A 17,419-nucleotide genomic window follows, 5' to 3' on the forward strand; every position below is an offset into this window, starting at 1 on the left:
CGACGCCGCCTCGGTGGACGCTCCCCGCATGACGACGCCCCGCCCGACGGCTTCTCCCGGCCCCGTCATCCTGTTCGATACCGCGTGCGTGCTGTGCTCGGCCAATGCCCGCTTCGTGCTGGAGCGGGACCGGGCGGCGAGGTTCCGCCTCGCCGCGATGCAGGGCGAGGTCGGCCGGGCGCTCTCCCGCCGTCACGGCGTGGATCCGGACGACCCGGCCACCCTGCTCGTCGTCGAGGGGGCCCGGGTGCGCCGGGACAGCGACGCCATCCTCCACATCTACGAGACGCTCGGGTATCCCTGGCGGCTCGCCGGGATCCTCCGCCTCGTCCCGGCCCGACTGCGCGATCCCGTCTACCGGCTCGTCGCGCGCAACCGCTATCGCCTGTTCGGCAAGCGCGACGAGTGCTGGGCGGCCCCGGCTCGCTACCGGGACCGCATCCTGTAGGGCCGTCCCCGATCGGGGCAGAGGCCGTCGCCAGGCGGTCCGATCCTCGGCGAGGATGAGGTCGGCGGACGTTTCGCCCTCGCCGTCGCGATCCGCGCATCCTCTCGCCGGGCCGGTCGACGCCCCCGAGGCAACCGGGGCGGCCGAGCACGGTTAACCAGGATGCAAATGCGCGGAGGGGAGACGCACCCATGGGTCTGCTCGATCAGGTCATCGGCTCGGTGCTCGGCAACGTCCTCGGAGGCGGGAGCCGGCACGAGGAGAGAGGCGGCGGCGGCACGGGGGCGATGTCGCCCATCGTCAAGGCGCTGCTGATGCTGCTCGCCGCCAAGGCGATGAACGGCGGCTTCGGCGACATCTTCGGCGGCGGGCGCCGGCCGGCGCCGCAGGGCGGGCCGGAGGACGGCTACGTCCCCGACCCGCACGGCTACGGCGCACCCGAGCCGCGGGACGAGGGACGGGGCCGGCGCGGCGAGGATCCGAACAATCCCTATTCCGACCTCGCCGGAATGCTCGACGGCCCGGGCGGCGGCACCGCGTCCCCCTCCCCCTCTCCGGCGGGCGGCGTGCAGAATCCGTTCGACCCCAGTTCCTTCGACCAGGGTACCGGCCCCTATTCCCGCCTCGACCGGGAGCAGCCCGACGACGCGGCCGGCGGCGGCCTCGACCAGCTGATCGACCGCTTCCGCCGCGGCGGCCTCGGCGACGTGATCGAATCCTGGATCGGCTCCGGCCACAACCGCTCGATCGAGCCGCGCCAGCTCGCCCAGGCGCTCGGGCCCGACACGGTCGACACCCTGAGCCGGCAGACCGGCCTCAGCCGCGACGACCTGCTGTCGCAGCTCGCCCAGGTGCTGCCGGGGGTGATCGACGGCCTGACCCCGCAGGGCCGGCGCCCGAACCACGACGAGATGCGCGGCTGGTGAGACCGGGGGCGCCCGGCACGTCCGGGCGCCTGCTCGCGCGACCGATGACACGAGTTGCGCCGGCTGTAGAGCGCACGAGGACGGACCGATGGCCTACGAGCTGCATTACTGGCCGTGCATCCAGGGCCGCGGCGAGTTCGTCCGCCTGGCGCTCGAGGCGGCGGGGGCGGATTACCTCGACGTCACCCGCGAGGACGGCATCGACGACATGCTGGAGCGCCTCGGCGCGCCGCCCCGCCCGGCCTTCGCGCCGCCCTTCCTGCGCGACGGCGACCTCGTGATCGGCCAGGCGTCCGCGATCCTGCTCCATCTCGGTCCGCGCCTCGGCCTCGTCGGCGAGAGCGAGACCGACCGGATCTGGACCCATCAGATCCAGCTCACCATCGCGGACGCGGTGGCGGAGGTGCACGAGACCCACCATCCGATCGCCACCTCGCTCTTCTACGAGGACCAGAAGCCCGAGGCGGTCCGGCGGGCGGCGGCTTTCCGCGACGAGCGGATCCCGAAATTCCTCGGCTGGCTCGAGCGGGTGCTGGGCGCCAATCCCGCCGGACCGCGCCACCTCGTCGGCGACCGGTTGAGCTACGCCGACCTCTCGCTGTTCCAGCTCGTTGAGGGCCTGGCCTACGCCTTCCCGCAAGCGACCGAGCGGGCCCTCGCCGCGACCCCGATGGTGGTCGCCCTGCACCGGCGCGTCGTCTCGCTGCCACGCGTCGCCGCCTACCTGGCGAGCGACCGGCGCCTCCCGTTCAGCGAGGACGGCATCTTCCGGCGCTACCCCGAACTCGACGGCTGAGCGCTCCGTGCCTGTCGCCCGGCCGCCACAGGCGCCGTACCGCACCAACCGGCCCACAACCCATTGATTTCGATGAATTTCTTCAACCCGGCGTTGCCCGGGCGCCACAGGCTGTGTCCGTAAGTGAACAGCCTGTGGGCGAGCTTAACAGAAAATTAACCATTTCGGCGCGACACTCGCCTTAACAAATCATTCACGAATACGCGCCGCGAGGCGCAAGCCGGATGCCCTCTCGGCAAGACCGCGACGGTTTCGGCTCTTCTTCCGACAATCAGACGGCAAGCAATCTCGCGCCTTTGCTGGACGCGGAGCAAGACGTCTCGTCAAAATATCTTGGGGGCTGGCGTGTACATCGTGGTCGACGAGCGGGAAAGCGTGGCCGCACAGTACGTTCAGGGCTTCGGCGCGGAGGGCGTGCCGGCCCGGGGGCTGGACGTGAGCGACATCCGGACGTGGATCGACGCCACGCCGCCCCAGGACCTCGACGCGGTCCAGGGCTTCGTCATCGGCGACTGCGCCGACCGCACGGCGTTCACCGCGGCCTTGCGCGGCCTGTCCCGGGCGCCGATCATCGCCCTCAACGAGACCCGCTCGCTCGAGCAGACCCTGGCGCTGTTCACCGCCGGCATCGACGACGTGGTGCGCAAGCCCGTCCATGTCCGCGAGATCATCGCCCGGGCCGGCGCGATCCGCCGCCGCACCAACCGCAGCGACGCCAAGCCGGCGAGCACCCCGGACAAGAGCGGCCGCCTGACCGTCCACGCCGACGGGCGCGATCCGGAGATCGACGGCCAGAGCCTGCTCCTGCCGCGCCGCGAGCGCGACATCCTCGACTACCTCGCCCGCAACCGCGGCCGGCCGGTGACCAAGGGCCAGATCTTCAAGTCCGTCTACGGCGACCTCGACACGGCGGTCGACGAGAGCGTGGTCGAGGGTCACATCAGCAAGCTGCGCAAGAAGCTGCGGATGCGTCTGGGCTACGACCCGATCGAGGCCAAGCGCATGACCGGCTACACCTTCGTCGGTTGATCCCACCCGGAACGCATCATGAAAGAGCCGCCCGCGACCCTGACGGTCGCGGGCGGCTCTCGTCGTTCAGAAGGATGGCAGCGGTCCCCGGGGGGACCGCCCTCCCCCGCTTAGCGGAAGAGCGAGAGGACGTTCTGGCTCGCCGAGTTGGCGATCGAGAGCGCCTGCACCGCCAGCTGCTGCTGCGTCTGCAGCGCCTTCAGCTTCGTCGACTCCTCTTCCACGTCCGCGTCCACCAGGATGCCGATGGTGCGGTCGTTGGCCTTCATCAGCGTGTCGACGAAGGTCTTCTGACCGTCGATCTGCGTCTTGTTGGCGCCGAGCTTCGTGCCCGCATCCGTCACGCTGGCGATCGCCTTGTCGACCATGTTCAGGATGCTGGCGACGTCGGCGTCACCGGCCGAGCCGACCAGGGTCGAGATGTTGAAGTTCGCCACCGAGTAGGCGCCGGCCGAGATGGCGGTGTAGGTGCCGGAGGTGGTGTCGAGGATGCCCTTGCCGGTGGTGGTGGTGGAGGCCGTGCCGGCGCCCGCCGCCGCGTTGGTGCCGGTGATCGTCTGGCCGGCCGTGAAGCCGAAGCTCGTCACGTCCGCGCCGTTCGCCGTCACCGACGAGTTCGTGCCCGCGCCCGTCGTCGTCAGCACGAGCTTGCCGCCCACGAGGCTGACGGTCGCCGTGCTGTTGGCCGCCTTCAGCTGATTGTTGATCAGAGTCACCGCGTCCGCCCCGCTCAGCGTCGCGGCGCCCGAGGACACGGCCGAGCCGGCATTAGTGTAGGCTGCGGCGTTCAGCGTCACGGTGGTCGCCGGGCTGCCGGTACCGTCGTCGACCGTGAGGATCTTGGTGTTGGCACCCGAGATGTTGAGGGCCGAGTAGGCCGTACCGGCGGTCAGCACCGGCGCGTTCGAGCTTGCCCCGAAGCCGATGTCGGCGGGGGCGAACTTGGCCGAGTCCGTCGGATTGGCGACGCCGATCTTGAGCGTGGCGGCGGTGCCGGTACCGACGGTGGCGAAGGTCAGGCGGCCGGCGGTGTCGAGGCCGGCGGTGACCTTGCCGCCGAGCTTGGCGGTGCCGGAGGCCGCGATCTGGTTGTTGATCGCCGCGAGCAGCTCGTCGGTGGTGACCGCAGCGAGATTCTTGGCGGTGGACTTGAGGGTGTCCTTGTCGAGCTGGATCGCCGCGCTGGCGCCGCCGCCGAGATCGATGACGAAGTTGATCTGCTTGGTCTGGCCGGCCGTCACCGTGGCGAAGTCGGCGGTGCCGCCCGAGAAGGCGCCGGTGCCGGTGAGCGAGGTCGAGCCGACGACCTGGGCCGCGGTGGCGGGCTTCGTCACCGTCGTGCCGGCGTTGCGGTCGTAGAGCTTGATCGAGGCGACGTCGACGTTGACCATCGAGAAGGTGATCGTGCCGTCGGAGGCGCGGGCGAAGCCGGCCACGACCTTCTGGGTCGCCTGGTAGTTGGTGTTGGACGGGCTCGAATCGACCGAGAGCCAGTTCTGGCCGCTGGCGTTCGAGGAGTCGGCGGTGGCCTTCATCTTCGACTGGATGGCCGAGATCTCGGTCTGGACCTTGGCGCGGTCGACGCCCGGGGTCAGGGCGCTCTGCAGCTTGCCGCGGATGTTCTGCAGGTCGGTGATGATCGAGTTCAGGCCGTTATAGGCGGTGTCGACCGACGACGAGCCGAGGCCGAGCGAGTCCTTGACCGCCGAGAGCGAGGCGTTGTCGGTGCGCACGGTGGTGGCGATCGACCAGTAGGCGGCGTTGTCGGACGCGGCCGAGACGCGCTGGCCGGTCGAGACGCGGTTGCTCGTCATGTCGAGCTGGGTGTTGATCGACTTGAGGGTCGTCAGCGCCGTCATCGCGGCGTTGTTGGTCAGCAGGCTGGTCACGGATCTGTCTTCCGGGCTGAGAAGGGAGGAGAGTTCGGCTCACCGGGCTTGCACCGATGCGACCTGTCGGTCGGTCGAGGGACCGGAGCGGGCCTTCGACGACCGGGACGGACCTGCGGGGATCCATCCGTCGCGCAATCACACCTCCGGACTCGCACCGGATCAGCGGACCGACATCATGTCCTTGGATCTCGCCGGAGACCCATCCGCTGGATTGTTGCCGGCGGCGCTGCCGTGTGTTGCCGGTGGCGCCGCTCGATAGGGTGATAATGGCTTGATAGGCTTACGAAGCGATTAACCACACAGCGCCCGCATCGTCCCGTAGAGGCGAGCATTGGGCCAGCAACGATCTGTGGATACGTCGTAGAGAGACGGCACGATCCTGGCCCGGGGCGGGATGGCGTAGAAAATATCTTAACCAACGCCTCGGCGGCCGCATCGATCGGGGCCGGATACCATGGCCTCCGGCGCCTGCCGCTCCGTCCCGGAACGCAAGAAGGGCCGCGCTCGACCCGAGCGCGGCCCTTCTTGCGACCAGGATGACGGCGGCCCCCGGGGGACCGCCCTCCCCCGCTTAGCGGAAGAGCGAGAGGACGTTCTGGCTCGCCGAGTTGGCGATCGAGAGCGCCTGCACCGCCAGCTGCTGCTGCGTCTGCAGCGCCTTCAGCTTGGTCGACTCCTCTTCCACGTCCGCGTCCACCAGGATGCCGATGGTGCGGTCGTTGGCCTTCATCAGCGTGTCGACGAAGGTCTTCTGGCCGTCGATCTGCGTCTTGTTGGCGCCGAGCTTCGTGCCCGCATCCGTCACGCTGGCGATCGCCTTGTCGACCATGTTCAGGATGTTCTGCACGTCGGCATCGCCGTTCGAGCCGACGAGGTTCGAGATGTTGAAGTTCGCCACCGAGTAGGCGCCGGCGCCGAACGAGGCGTTGTAGTTGCCCGCGGTGGTGTCGAGGATGCCCTTGGCGGTGGTGGTGGTGGAGGCCGTACCGGCGCCCGCCGCCGCGTTGGTGCCGGTGGCCGTCTGGCCGGTGGTGAAGCCGTAGAGGGCGTCGGGCGCGGTGACCGTCACCGAGGAGTTGGTGTCGGCGCCCGAGGTCGTCAGGCTGAGCTTGCCACCCGCGAAGCTGGCGCTCGCGGTGTTGCCGGCCGCCTTGAGGGCGATGTTGATCAGGGTCGCCGCATCGGCGCCGCTCAGCGTCGCCTTGGCCGAGCTCACCGCCGAACCGGCGGCGTCGTAGGCCGCGGAGCTCAGCGTGACGGTCGTCGTGGTGGTGCCGTCGTTGATCGTGATCGCCCGGGTGTTGGCGCCCGAGATGTCGAACGCCGCCGAGTAGTTGCTCGCCGCGGTCAGGGCCGGCGCGTTCGAGGTCGCGCCGAAGCCGATGTCGGCGGCGACGAACTTCGTGGAGTCGGTCGGGTTGGCGACGCCGATCTTGATCGTGGCGGCGGTGCCGGTGCCGACGGTGGTGAAGGTCAGGCGGCCGGCGGTGTCGAGGCCGGCGGTGACCTTGCCGCCGAGCTTGGCGGTGCCGGAGGCCGCGATCTGGTTGTTGATCGCCGACAGCATCTCGTCGGTGGTGACCTTGCTCAGGTCCTTGGCGGTGGACTTCAGGGTGTCCTTGTCGAGCTGGATCGTGGCGCTGGCGCCGCCGCCGAGGTCGACGACCAGGTTGACCTGCTTGGTCTGGCCGGCCGTCACCGTGGCGAAGTCGGCGGTGCCGCCCGGGGTGAAGGCGCCGGTGCCGGTGAGCGAGGTCGAGCCGACCACGAGCGCCGCGGTGGCGGGCTTCGTCACCGTGGAGCCGGCGGTCCGGTCGTAGAGCTTGATCCCGTTGACGTCGATGTTGACCATCGAGAAGTTGATCGTGCCGTCGGAGGCGCGGGAGAAGCCGGCCACGACCTTCTGGGTCGCCTGGTAGTTGGTGTTGGTGGCGGTCGAATCGACCGAGAGCCAGTTCTGGCCGCTCGAGTTCGAGGAGTCGGCGGTGGCCTTCATCTTCGATTGGATGGCCGAGATCTCGGTCTGGACCTTGGCGCGGTCGACGCCCGGGGTCATCGCGCTCTGCAGCTTGCCGCGGATGTTCTGCAGGTCGGTGATGATCGAGTTGAGGCCGTTATAGGCGGTGTCGACCGACGACGAGCCGAGGCCGAGCGAGTCCTTGACCGCCGAGAGCGAGGCGTTGTCGGTGCGCACCGAGGTCGCGATCGACCAGTAGGCGGCGTTGTCGGACGCGGCCGAGACGCGCTGGCCGGTCGAGACGCGGTTGCTGGTGGTATCGAGCTGACTGTTGATCGACTTGAGGGTCGTCAGGGCAGTCATCGCGGCGTTGTTGGTCAGCAGGCTGGTCACGGCGATGATTCCGGTCTTGCGCGTGGGCGGGAATGTGGGATGGTCTCCGGGCTCGCACCGGGGCAGAGAAAAGGTCCAGTGCTCGCCGTCGCGAAGCACAGATCCGTCTGCGCACTCATACACATCCGGCTTCTCACCGGGGTCAGCGGTTCGACATCATGTCTTGAGCTTGTAAAAGCCCATCCGCTGCGCCTGCCGCGGCGGCCTTAGTTGGCCCCGCCGACAGGAGGGACTATCGCGATTCCCGCCTTATCAAGCGATTAAGCCGGCGCCGCCGCGTCGGGAAGCCTGGGGATACCCGGGATAACTTCAGGGTAACCCGCGGGGGAATCGGGGAGAATCCCGCCCGCCGGCCCCGGGACGGCGGGCCGGCCGCCGCGCGAAAAAGCCCCGCGCAAGCCACCGGTCCTAGACCCGTCGCCATCAAAGACGGAGCGTTGCGGGACATGGGAATCCTCGTCGGCCTGCTCATTGCCATCGGCTGCATGCTCGGCGGCTTCGTGGCCATGGGCGGCCACCTGATCGTGATCTGGCAGCCCTGGGAGTTCGTCATCATCGGCGGCATGGCGGCCGGCACCTTCGTGATCGCCAACCCGATGAAGACCGTGGTCGATTCCGGCAAGGCGACCATGGAGGCGTTCAGCGGCAAGGGCCCCAAGCGCAAGGACTTCCTGTCCCTGCTCGGCCTGATCCACGCCCTCCTGCGCGAGATCAAGACCAAGCCGCGCAACGAGGTCGAGACCCATTTCGACGATCCGGCGAATTCCGAGATCTTCAAGAACTACCCGGACGTGACCAAGGACCAGGGCTTGGTCCTGTTCATCTGCGACTATTGCCGGCTGATCCTGATCGGCGGCGCCCGCTCGCACGAGATCGAGGCGCTGATGGAGGAGGAGATCGGCACGCACAAGAAGTACGCGCTGAAGCCCTACAACGCGATCAACACGGTGGCGGAGGCGCTGCCGGCGCTCGGGATCGTCGCGGCGGTGCTCGGCATCGTGAAGGCGATGGGCGCGCTCGACCAGTCGCCCCAGATCCTCGGCGGCCTGATCGGCGCGGCGCTCGTCGGCACCTTCTTCGGCGTGTTCGCCTCCTACGGCGTGCTGGCGCCGCTCGCCATCAAGGTGAAGGGCGTGCGCGAGAAGCAGTGCTCGGTCTACACCATCGTGAAGCAGAGCCTGATCGCCTACATGAACGGCGCCCTGCCCCAGGTGGCGATCGAGCACGGCCGCAAGGGCATCGCCGCCGCCGACCGCCCGACCATCGACGAGGTCGAGGCCGCCACCGTGCCGGGCGCCCAGAACCGCGAGGCGGCGTGACCCCGTCGCGACGCGGCCCGACCCCGACCACCCGCGCAGCGGCCTGAGGGCCGGGACACCGCCAGCCATGGACCCGACGATCCTCAAGAACCCCGCCGACATCCGCGCCCGCATCCAGGAGGCCGCCGGCCTCTCCCTGGACCGGCTGCCGATGCTGCAGCTGATCTTCGACCGCCTGGCCACCGCCTGCGGCGACGGCCTCAAGCACCTCGCCGCCTCCTCGATCCTCTACTCCCTGAGCGGGGTCGAGAGCGGGCGCTTCGGCGAGTTCCTCGACGTCTACGATTCGAACGCGGTGGTGGGCATCTTCCAGGCCCCGGCCTGGGACGGCCACATCCTCGTCGGCTTCGACCGCGACTTCATCTTCACGATGGTCGAGGTGCTGTTCGGCGCCGACGGCTCGGAGCAGCCGGTCGACGACGAGCGCGCCTTCTCGGCGATCGAGCTGCGCATCGCCCAGATGATCCTGGAGCAGGTCGGCCGGGCGCTCGAATCCTCCTTCGGCCTCGTCTCGAAGACCGCCTTCACCCTGGAGCGCACCGAGACCCGGATGGAGTTCGCGGTGATCGGCCGGCGCAGCAACAAGGCGATCCAGGCCAAGTTCCTGCTCCAGGCGCTCAACCGCGGCGGCGAGATGTTCATCATCATCCCGCAGACGGTGCTCAACCCGCTCAGGCCGAGCCTTGCCAAGGTGCTCACCGGCGAGACCAGCACCCGCCGCGACCCGCGCTGGACGAGCCAGATCGCCGCCGAGGTGCAGAAGACCACGGTCCACCTGCGGGCCGTGCTGGAGGAACGCCACCTGAGCCTCGGCGAGATCGCCGGGCTCAAGGTCGGCCAGGTGATCGCCCTCGACGCCACCCCGGCGACGCGCATCAAGCTCGAGGGCAACGACAAGGCGCTGTTCTGGTGCCATGCCGGGCAGTCCCAAGGCGCCTACGTCCTGCGGATCGACGAGGCCATCAACCAGGACAAGGAAGGGGCGGAGCATGGTGTCGCTGGTTGACGGGGTGCTGCTCGCCGCGCTGGTGGGCACCACCGCCTGCGTGCTGCCGCTCTACCTGAAGCTCAAGCGCCTCGACCGCGCCCAGGCCGAGTACGGCCGGGCGGTGGCGGCCTCGGGCCACGCGCTCGCCAGCGCGGGCGAGGCGGTGCGCAGCTTCACCGGCGAGGGCCGGGAGGTGCTGGAAGCCCTGAGCGCCAAGATCGAGGAGGCGAAGGCGACGCTCGATGCCCTCGAGGCCGGCCGCCGCGCCGCGGTCCGGGCCGAAAGCGGGCGTTGAGCATCCGGCGGGGTGGCGCCGCCGCCCGCAAGCCTCGGATCAGCTTGACCACTTAGGACTGTCACGGACTTCAGGATCCCACGCGAGCCCGCGATGAGCACGAGCCCCTTCTCCGATGCCGGCGCCAGCCCCGTCTTCCCGAGCCAGGGCGCCCCACAGCCGGGCGTTCCGGTGGGCGAGGACCCGCGCAACCTCGATTCGATCCTGCGCATCCCGGTCCTGGTGCAGGTCGTGCTCGGCTCGGCCACCATGCCGGTCGCCAACCTGATGAAGCTCGGCCGCGGCGCGATCGTGGCCCTCGACCACCGGGTCGGCGAGCCGGTCGACATCATGGTCAACGGTCGGGTGATCGCGCGCGGCGAGATCGTCATCGTCGAGGAGGACAATTCCCGCTTCGGCGTCTCGCTGACCGAGGTGGTCGGCCCGGCCGACGCAGCGCAGAACGGCTGATCGCGTGAACATGGCGGCCTCCCCCCCGGCCCTGCGCGGCGCCTCCCGGCAGCTCGCGCCCGTCGACCAGGTCGCGACCCTGCTCCTGGCGATGGGCAAGCCCGCGGCGGGACGGCTGCTGAAGTACTTCGAGCCGGACGAGATCAAGCGGATCACCCACTCGGCCTCGCGGCTCGGGGCGGTGAGCCCCGACCAGGTCGACACCGTGATCGAGCACTTCGCCGAGGAGTTCGCCGGCGGGGCGAGCCTGGTCGGCACGGTGCAGGAGGTCGAGAAGCTCCTCACCGGCCTGATCCCGGCCGACCAGCTCGCCGACATCCTGGCCGAGGTACGCGGCAACGCCAACCGCTCGGTCTGGGAGCGGATGTCCTCGGCCTCCGAGAGCGTGCTGGCGAGCTACCTCGTCAAGGAGCACCCGCAGACCGCCGCCCTGATCCTGTCGCGGGTCAAGCCCGCCTTCGCTGCCAAGGTGATGGGGCACCTGCCGCTGCCGGTGCGCAACACCGTGATGCGCCGGATGCTGAGCTTCAAGCCGGTGACCGACGACGTCATGCAGGCGATCGAGCGCGGCCTGCACGAGGACTTCCTGATCAACGGCTCGCGCAACTCGGGCGCCGACACCCACGCCAAGATGGCGGACATCATTAACAAGATGGACCGCCAGCAGATGGACGAGGCGCTGACCAGCCTCGCCGACACGCGGCCGAAATCGGTCGAGATCCTCAAGGGCCTGCTCTTCACCTTCGACGACATCGTCAAGCTGGCGCCGCGCGCGCGCACCACCCTGTTCGACGCGGTCCCCAACGACCGGCTGGTGCTGGCGCTCAAGGGCACCGAGGCGGAGTTCCGGACCGTGGTGCTCAGCGCGCTCTCGGCCCGCGTGCGCCGCATGGTCGAGCACGAGCTCAACGGCGGCGATCCGGCGGCCCAGCGCGACGTGATGGAGGCGCGCCGCAGCATCACCGACCTCGCCATGGACATGGCGGGTCGCGGCGAGATCGAGATCAACCCGGGAGGCGAGGATGAAGCCCTCATCCGCTGAGCACGCCCGGGGCCTCGACCATGTCTGAGGAGACCGACCAGGAGAGCAAGACCGAGGCCGCGACCGAGCGGAAGGTGCGCGACGCGATCGAGAAGGGCGACGTCCCGTTCTCCCGCGAGGCGCCGGTCTTCGCCTCGATCCTCGGCCTGCTGGTCTGCCTCAGCCTGGTGGTGCGGGACCGGGCCGCGGCGCTGGCCCGCGACCTCTCCTCCTTCCTCGACCATCCGGGGGGCTTCGCCCTCGGCAGCGCCGAGGACGCCCTGACCCTGATGCACGCCACCGGGTTCGCGCTCGCCCGGTTCCTGACGCCGATCCTCCTCGTCCTGATCGGCTTCGGGCTCGTCGCCTCCCTCGCCCAGAACGTTCCGAGCCTCGTTGCCGACCGGATCGCCCCGAAATGGAACCGCGTCTCCCCGGCCTCGGGCTGGAGCCGGATCTTCGGCCGCTCCGGCCAGGTCGAGTTCCTGAAAGCCGTCCTTAAAGTCTCCTCGGTCAGTCTCGTCGTCCTCCTGCTCCTGCGCTCGGAACAGGGCAAAGCCGTGAGTGCCATGTTCGTCGACCCGAGCCAGCTTCCCGAGCTGATCCTGACGACCGCGATCCGCCTGGTCTCGGCCGTCAGCATCGCCACCATCGTGATCGTCGCCGGCGACCTCGTCTGGGCGCGCCTGCGCTGGCAGCGCTCGCTCAAGATGTCGCGCCAGGAGATCAAGGACGAGCACAAGCAGGTCGAGGGCGACCCGACCGTGAAGGCGCGCCTGCGCTCGCTCGCCCAGGACCGCACCCGCAAGCGGATGCTCGGCCAGGTCGACCGCGCCACCGTGGTCATCGCCAACCCGACCCACTTCGCGATCGCGCTCCGCTACGAGCCCTCCGAGGGGCCGGCGCCGATCGTGCTCGCCAAGGGCCAGGACCTCATCGCCCTGCGCATCCGCGAGATCGCCGAGCAGAAAGGCATCCCGGTGATCGAAGACAAGCCTCTGGCAAGGTCGCTGTACGATGCTGTCCAGGTCGACCAGATGATTCCGGCGGAATTCTATCGCGCGGTCGCGCAGATCCTGTTCTTCCTGTTCGCGAGACAACGATGATCCCTCACGACCACGATCTCGCGCAGGCCCGGGCGATCCCCGGCGACGTGGTCGCGGCGGCCGAGGAGGTCTTCGCCACCGCGATCCGCGACTTCATCACCGAGTTCTGCCTGCTCGACGGCAGCGTGCTGATCGGCTGGGTGCGGGGCGAGCGCCACGGCAACATCGCCGACCTCGTCGCCTCCTCGGCCGAGCCGTTCTTCAAGGACGCCACCCTGACCTACGCCGACGCCTCCGACGTCTGCCTCGACTGGGGCCGCTCGATGAAGGTGGTGCTCGACATGGAATTCGCGGCGAAGTCCGTGACGGTGTTCTTCAAGCTCGTCCTCGACGGCTGCTTCGTCGGCGTCGCGATCCAGCGCATCCTGGCCGAGGACGCGCCGCCCCTGCGCCTCGACGCCTTCGCCCGCGCCCTCTCGGACGCCCGGCTCTCAGCCTGAGCCACGCAAGCGCTGCAAGAAATCCTTCCGCCGATCATCGGGCGCGGGCGTCTCCTGTCCACGGGAAGCGTCCGCGCCCGATTTTTTCCCGGACGACCTGTCCCGGGGGCCGGCGCGGGTGATTCGGCCCGTCACCGCCCGCGCGTCGCACGGCCCCGCGCCGGCCGGCTCGCCCCCCAACGTCGGTTGTGGCAGCGTTTGCACTACCTCCGGTCGAGCTAACCGCCGCCTAACGCGTCCGCGCGCACACACCTGCCGCCAATTCTTAAAAAAGCCCTGCGAAGCGGGCTTGCTGCGACGCAGCAATCATTGACCGGCCGCTCCGGCCGCGACATGAATTCGAGCGGCACAACTCGGGGACGGCAGGACTTCGGAACGGCGCGCGCATATCGGGCGCACCGTGGCCGCAGATTCCGCACCGGGAGTGCAAGACGGGGCACAGGTTGGAGCGCAGCACCACTGCGACATCTGGCCGGGCTCGATGAGGGTACGACAGATGTATTTCTTGGTCGATACCAGGAAATCCGTGAATGCGGGCTTCAAAGCCGGTTTCGACCGAGAAGGCGTGTCGTCTTTTTCGTTGTCGCCGGAGGAGTTCACGAGCTGGATCGAGTCGGCGTCCCGCAGCGACCTCGATGCGGTGCAGGGCTTCCTGCTCGGCGATTTCGACGAGCGCGCGCGCTGCGCCAGCACGATCCGCCGCCAGTCCCGCGCCCCGATCATCGCGCTCGCTGATTCGCGCTCGCTGGAACAGACCCTCGTCCTGTTCGACGCCGGGATCGACGACGTGCTGCCCAAGCCCGTCCACGTCCGCGAGATCCTGGCCAGGGCCGAGGCGATCTGGCGCCGGGTCAACGGCGCGCCGGAGCCGGCTCCGGATTGCGCGGTGGCCGATCCGGAGGAGCCGCAGGGCGACACGACCCCGTCCCGCCCGGAGCGCCTCAAGGTGTTCTTCGACGGGCGCGACCCGGAGATCGACGGCGCCCCCGTCTCGCTGCCGCGGCGGGAGCGGCACATCCTGGAGTTCCTGGTGCGCAACCGGGGCCGGCGGGTGACCAAGACCCAGCTCTTCAACGGTGTCTACGGCGTCTACAGCGACGGGGTCGAGGAGAGCGTGGTCGAGGGCCACGTCAGCAAGCTGCGCAAGAAGCTGGCCCACGCGCTCGGCCACGACCCGATCGAGGCCAAGCGCTACATCGGCTACACCTACGTCGGCTGACGGCCTCCGGGGCGAGGGCGACCGCCCCCGCCCGCGGGTCGACGAGCCCGGTCTCACCGGCAGAACGTCTTCGCCCCCGGGGTCCACTGGCCGAAGCCGGAGGCCACCATGTTGGCGATCACCCGGCAGACATACTGCTTCTGCGCCGGGTTGTTGTTCGGGCCGGCGTGGTAGCGCGCCACCGCCAGGGTCCAGCTGCCTTCCCGGGCCTTGAGCTCCTTCAGGAACACCGTCGCGTACTCGACGTTCTGGCGCGGGTCGATCATCGCTTCGAGCGAGGTGAACTTCGCCCGGTGGTAATGGTGGTTGATCTGCATGCAGCCGAGATCGACCAGGCGCACGCCGCTGGCCTGCGCCTCGCCCAGGCGCCGGATCACGTCGGCGGCGCTCGCCCCGAAATACGCCTTGCCGGCGATGTTCATCGCGTAGGGCTGGAGCGAGCCGCGGTTGCCGCTCTCGGTGAGCCCGACGGCGTACAGCATGCCGAGGGGCACGCCGTGGCGCGCGGCGGCGGCCGCCATCTGCTGCTCGCAGACGTTGCCGGTCGCCGGCAGCGGCGCCTTGGCGGCGCCCGAGACCGTGGCGGCGGCGTGCGCGGCCGCCACGGTGCTAAAGATAAAGGCCGCTGCGATCGCCGGTCTGCGCATCATCTCTCTGCTCCATGGCCCGGCGCCCGCCTTCCTCGGGCGCGTCGGGGATGCGGCGGGCCGGCTGGTCCGGGCTCGCGCCGCCCTGCTGCTGGCCGCCGGCGGCGGTGAAGGACTGCCCTGCCGGGGCGCCGCCCTGGCCGGGCTGCGCCGCCTCGCCGGGAACACGCCCCGACTGGACGGTGATGAGGTCGGGCTGGTAGCCGGCCTCGCGCACTAGCGCGGTCAGGAGCCCGCCGTCACGGCGCAGGAGCTCGGCGGTTTCCTCGCGCTCGGCCCGCAGGCTCATCTCGAGGCGGCCGTCCTGCAGCCGCATCCGCACCTGCACCTGTCCGAGCTCGGCGGGGCGCAGCTGCAGCGTCAGGAGCCGCACCGGCCCCTCCGCCTGGGCGGCGGCGCTCCAGGCCGCCGCGACCGCGCCGGCCCGGACCGAGGCGGGATCCGGCAGCGCGGCGGCGCCGGTCGCCACCGCGTCGGCGATCTGGCGCAGGGTCGTCTGCGGCAGCGCCGAGGCGGCCGGGGGAACCGTGCCGGACGTGGTCGCGGCGGCCGCCGGCTGGGCCGGCGCGTCGGTGCGCCAATCGCCGGAGGCGGCCGACACCTTCGCGTCGGCCTGCCTCGCTTCGATCGTCCTGGTCTCGGTCGTCCTGGTCTCGGTCGACTTGGCCTCGGGCGCCTTCTCGATCGGCTTGCCTTCCGAGGTTCTCACTTCGGCCGTCGGCGACCGGGTCGCGTGCGAGGCGCCGTCCTCGACGGCAGGCCCGGTCCGGGTCGCGGAGCCGGCCCCGGACATCGCGTCCGGCTCGGCACCGCCCCCATCGGCGGGTCCGGCGGCGGCTCGGCCGAAGGCCTCATCCAGGGCCGCGCCCGCGGGAGTCGAAGTGGAGCCGGAAACGGTGGAGACCGGGCTCGTCGGTACCGCACCCGGCAGGGCGCGGGCGGCCGCGGCCTGTGTCACCGGAGCGGCCGCAGGCGAAGCCTCGCGCCGGGATGCGGGTTCGGCCCGGGTCGCGGAACCGGCCTCGGCCCTTGGGTTCAAACCGGCATCGGGCGTCGCGCCGGCGACGGCTCGGCTGCGTGCCTCGCTCGGGGCAGCATCGATGGGAGTTGCGCTGCCGGGTACCGCGCCGGGCAAGGGTCCGGCTGGCGCGGCCTGGTCGGGGGATGTCCGAGGTGACGCGGGCGCGGGCGCCTCGCGCGGCGGGAGCGTCGCGGCCGGGTCGGCGAGGACGGGGCGTTGCGCCGCCGGGGCGGCGGGCGCGCCGGGCCGGTCCGGAACCTGGGCGAGCCCGGGGCTCGTGGACTGCCGGGCCGGCGGTTCGCCGGCGGCTGGCGACGGTGCGCCGTCGGTCACGGCAGGCGCCGACGCAAGCGGCTGCGCGGGATCGCGCGGTCGGGCGGTCGCGGCGCCCGCCTGTGCGTCGGAGCCTGCGGCGACCGGCGCGCGGGGAGCGGCCGCGGTCGTCACAGGCCGCCCGTCGGCGGGTTCGTCGGATGTCGCGGGTGCCGGACCGGAGCCGTCGCCGATGCGCGACGCCGCCGCGGGTGCCGCAGGGGCGGGTGAGGGTTGCGGAGCCGGCACGGACGTCGAGGCGGGCGCCGGATCGAGCGATGACGACGAGGCGGCCGGCCCGCCGACGGGCGTCGACACGGTGCCGGACGCGGCCGGTGCCGGGATCGTGGCGGCGACCCCCGGGGACGCAGCCGGAACGGCCGCAGCGGAGGCCGCGGCGGGCGGCGGCACCGGAACGGCAGGCACGGAGCCGGGTCCAGCCGGCGAGGCCGAACCGGCCGCGACAGCGGAGGCCGGGAGCGGCGCGGCCATGGCGGACGCACCGGCTGCGGGCGCGACCGGGGCGAGGCCGGGCGGCGCCAGATCCGGTGCGGCGGCCCGGACCCCGGACGGCGCCGGAGCGGACACGTCCCGCGCCGTCGCGGGGCGGGCCGCCGAGACCGGGGCGAAATGGGTTTCCTGCGCGATCACCGAGGCGACCGGCTGCGCGGCCGCGCCGGAGGCGAGGGCCGGCAGCGGACCCGTCTGCGCCGGAACGGCGTCGGCCACGAGACGCAGGACCGGGGCCGCGGCCCGGGGGGCCGCGCCGCCGGCCGGGGCGGGTGTCGCGGTGTCGAGACGCGTCGGCCACGCGATGGCGGCGAAGGGTGCGACGGGCAACGAACCGACCGGGACGGGAGTGCCGGGCCCGGGAGCCGCGAGCACGGGATCGGCCGGCGGGGACGCGGCCGGGTCGGACGTCGGCGCGGCCGGCGCCTCGGCGGCGTCGGGGCTCTGCGTCGCGGGATCGGCCGGGGCGGCCGCCTCCGCGGGTGCGGCCCGGACAGAAGCGGGGCGGGCCGGGGCTTCGCGGGGCGCCATGGCCGGCAGGTCCCGCATCGCCGCCGGCAGCGGGAGGCCACCCGGTGCGATGGGCGGGGGAGCGGGCGCCGCGTCGTCCTGCGGGACGGGCGCGGCGGCAGCCGGGGGCGCCCCGACGG

The 17,419-nt window shown here is 71.0% G+C and carries 16 protein-coding genes; 12 read left to right on the forward strand and 4 right to left on the reverse strand.

Going from position 1 to position 17,419, the window contains the following annotated elements; translation table 11 throughout:
• Positions 1 to 28: 28 nt before the first annotated feature.
• The 4 genes from V3T34_RS05295 to V3T34_RS05310 all read left to right on the forward strand — a co-directional run bounded on the left by V3T34_RS05295 (position 29) and on the right by V3T34_RS05310 (position 3,199).
• A complete protein-coding gene (locus V3T34_RS05295; RefSeq protein WP_305077537.1) occupies positions 29 to 448 on the forward strand; it encodes a thiol-disulfide oxidoreductase DCC family protein in 420 nt (139 codons plus the stop codon).
• A 191-nt stretch (positions 449 to 639) separates the two neighbouring features.
• Positions 640 to 1,374, forward strand: a complete 735-nt coding sequence (locus tag V3T34_RS05300) for a YidB family protein (RefSeq protein WP_305077538.1) — start codon at positions 640 to 642, stop codon at positions 1,372 to 1,374.
• Positions 1,375 to 1,462: 88 nt separating this feature from the next.
• The gene (locus V3T34_RS05305; RefSeq protein WP_305077539.1) at positions 1,463 to 2,170 is read left to right on the forward strand and encodes a glutathione S-transferase; all 708 of its coding nucleotides are present in this window, start codon (positions 1,463 to 1,465) and stop codon (positions 2,168 to 2,170) included.
• 345 nt (positions 2,171 to 2,515) lie between these two features.
• Positions 2,516 to 3,199, forward strand: a complete 684-nt coding sequence (locus V3T34_RS05310) for a response regulator transcription factor (RefSeq protein ID WP_305077540.1) — start codon at positions 2,516 to 2,518, stop codon at positions 3,197 to 3,199.
• Positions 3,200 to 3,309: 110 nt separating this feature from the next.
• On the opposite strand, the gene V3T34_RS05315 is transcribed toward V3T34_RS05310, so the two are convergent.
• The gene (locus V3T34_RS05315) at positions 3,310 to 5,088 is read right to left on the reverse strand and encodes a flagellin N-terminal helical domain-containing protein (protein ID WP_305077541.1); all 1,779 of its coding nucleotides are present in this window, start codon (positions 5,086 to 5,088) and stop codon (positions 3,310 to 3,312) included.
• Positions 5,089 to 5,662: 574 nt separating this feature from the next.
• The gene (locus tag V3T34_RS05320) at positions 5,663 to 7,441 is read right to left on the reverse strand and encodes a flagellin N-terminal helical domain-containing protein (protein ID WP_331369107.1); all 1,779 of its coding nucleotides are present in this window, start codon (positions 7,439 to 7,441) and stop codon (positions 5,663 to 5,665) included.
• A gap of 446 nt (positions 7,442 to 7,887) precedes the next feature.
• Between V3T34_RS05320 and motA the strand changes: the two genes are divergently transcribed.
• From motA to V3T34_RS05360, 8 genes are all read left to right on the forward strand, one after another.
• Positions 7,888 to 8,760: a flagellar motor stator protein MotA gene (gene motA, locus V3T34_RS05325; protein ID WP_060848193.1), complete on the forward strand. Its 873-nt coding sequence runs from the start codon at positions 7,888 to 7,890 to the stop codon at positions 8,758 to 8,760.
• 67 nt (positions 8,761 to 8,827) lie between these two features.
• Complete coding sequence (locus V3T34_RS05330) at positions 8,828 to 9,766, forward strand: flagellar motor switch protein FliM (RefSeq protein ID WP_305077543.1); 939 nt, start codon at positions 8,828 to 8,830, stop codon at positions 9,764 to 9,766.
• Entirely contained in the window at positions 9,750 to 10,043 is a 294-nt protein-coding gene (locus tag V3T34_RS05335; protein ID WP_060848195.1) for a hypothetical protein, read from the forward strand. Before V3T34_RS05330 ends, V3T34_RS05335 begins: the two co-directional genes overlap by 17 nt.
• A 93-nt stretch (positions 10,044 to 10,136) precedes the next feature.
• Positions 10,137 to 10,493 (forward strand): flagellar motor switch protein FliN, encoded by a 357-nt coding sequence (gene fliN / locus V3T34_RS05340; protein WP_060848196.1) that lies wholly within the window; start codon positions 10,137 to 10,139, stop codon positions 10,491 to 10,493.
• Between the two features lie 10 nt (positions 10,494 to 10,503).
• Positions 10,504 to 11,535 carry a flagellar motor switch protein FliG gene (locus tag V3T34_RS05345; protein WP_060848197.1) on the forward strand — a complete coding sequence of 344 codons (1,032 nt, stop codon included), beginning with the start codon at positions 10,504 to 10,506 and terminating at the stop codon, positions 11,533 to 11,535.
• A 20-nt stretch (positions 11,536 to 11,555) separates the two neighbouring features.
• A complete protein-coding gene (gene flhB, locus V3T34_RS05350; protein ID WP_060848198.1) occupies positions 11,556 to 12,620 on the forward strand; it encodes a flagellar biosynthesis protein FlhB in 1,065 nt (354 codons plus the stop codon).
• A complete protein-coding gene (locus V3T34_RS05355; protein ID WP_091753184.1) occupies positions 12,617 to 13,060 on the forward strand; it encodes a hypothetical protein in 444 nt (147 codons plus the stop codon). Before flhB ends, V3T34_RS05355 begins: the two co-directional genes overlap by 4 nt.
• 496 nt (positions 13,061 to 13,556) lie before the next feature.
• A complete protein-coding gene (locus V3T34_RS05360; protein WP_060848200.1) occupies positions 13,557 to 14,279 on the forward strand; it encodes a response regulator transcription factor in 723 nt (240 codons plus the stop codon).
• 53 nt (positions 14,280 to 14,332) lie between these two features.
• Here V3T34_RS05360 and V3T34_RS05365 read toward each other — a convergent pair whose 3' ends face one another.
• Positions 14,333 to 14,926, reverse strand: a complete 594-nt coding sequence (locus V3T34_RS05365) for a transglycosylase SLT domain-containing protein (RefSeq protein WP_060849502.1) — start codon at positions 14,924 to 14,926, stop codon at positions 14,333 to 14,335.
• Positions 14,889 to 15,635, reverse strand: a complete 747-nt coding sequence (gene fliK / locus V3T34_RS05370; RefSeq protein WP_305077544.1) for a flagellar hook-length control protein FliK — start codon at positions 15,633 to 15,635, stop codon at positions 14,889 to 14,891. The genes V3T34_RS05365 and fliK overlap by 38 nt, the downstream gene beginning before the upstream one ends.
• Positions 15,636 to 17,419 lie beyond the last annotated feature (1,784 nt).

It is taken from the genome of Methylobacterium ajmalii (genome assembly GCF_036448855.1).
GTDB lineage: Bacteria > Pseudomonadota > Alphaproteobacteria > Rhizobiales > Beijerinckiaceae > Methylobacterium > Methylobacterium ajmalii.

Excerpts from the sequence above, each read along its gene's own strand:
- V3T34_RS05330 (WP_305077543.1), top strand. The coding sequence starts at position 8,828 with ATGGACCCGACGATCCTCAAGAACCCCGCCGACATCCGCGCCCGCATC.
- V3T34_RS05360 (WP_060848200.1), top strand. The coding sequence starts at position 13,557 with ATGTATTTCTTGGTCGATACCAGGAAATCCGTGAATGCGGGCTTCAAA.
- flhB (WP_060848198.1), top strand. The coding sequence starts at position 11,556 with ATGTCTGAGGAGACCGACCAGGAGAGCAAGACCGAGGCCGCGACCGAG.
- V3T34_RS05295 (WP_305077537.1), top strand. The coding sequence starts at position 29 with ATGACGACGCCCCGCCCGACGGCTTCTCCCGGCCCCGTCATCCTGTTC.
- fliN (WP_060848196.1), top strand. The coding sequence starts at position 10,137 with ATGAGCACGAGCCCCTTCTCCGATGCCGGCGCCAGCCCCGTCTTCCCG.
- V3T34_RS05300 (WP_305077538.1), top strand. The coding sequence starts at position 640 with ATGGGTCTGCTCGATCAGGTCATCGGCTCGGTGCTCGGCAACGTCCTC.
- V3T34_RS05335 (WP_060848195.1), top strand. The coding sequence starts at position 9,750 with ATGGTGTCGCTGGTTGACGGGGTGCTGCTCGCCGCGCTGGTGGGCACC.
- V3T34_RS05355 (WP_091753184.1), top strand. The coding sequence starts at position 12,617 with ATGATCCCTCACGACCACGATCTCGCGCAGGCCCGGGCGATCCCCGGC.
- V3T34_RS05305 (WP_305077539.1), top strand. The coding sequence starts at position 1,463 with ATGGCCTACGAGCTGCATTACTGGCCGTGCATCCAGGGCCGCGGCGAG.
- V3T34_RS05345 (WP_060848197.1), top strand. The coding sequence starts at position 10,504 with ATGGCGGCCTCCCCCCCGGCCCTGCGCGGCGCCTCCCGGCAGCTCGCG.
- V3T34_RS05365 (WP_060849502.1), bottom strand. The coding sequence starts at position 14,926 with ATGCGCAGACCGGCGATCGCAGCGGCCTTTATCTTTAGCACCGTGGCG.
- motA (WP_060848193.1), top strand. The coding sequence starts at position 7,888 with ATGGGAATCCTCGTCGGCCTGCTCATTGCCATCGGCTGCATGCTCGGC.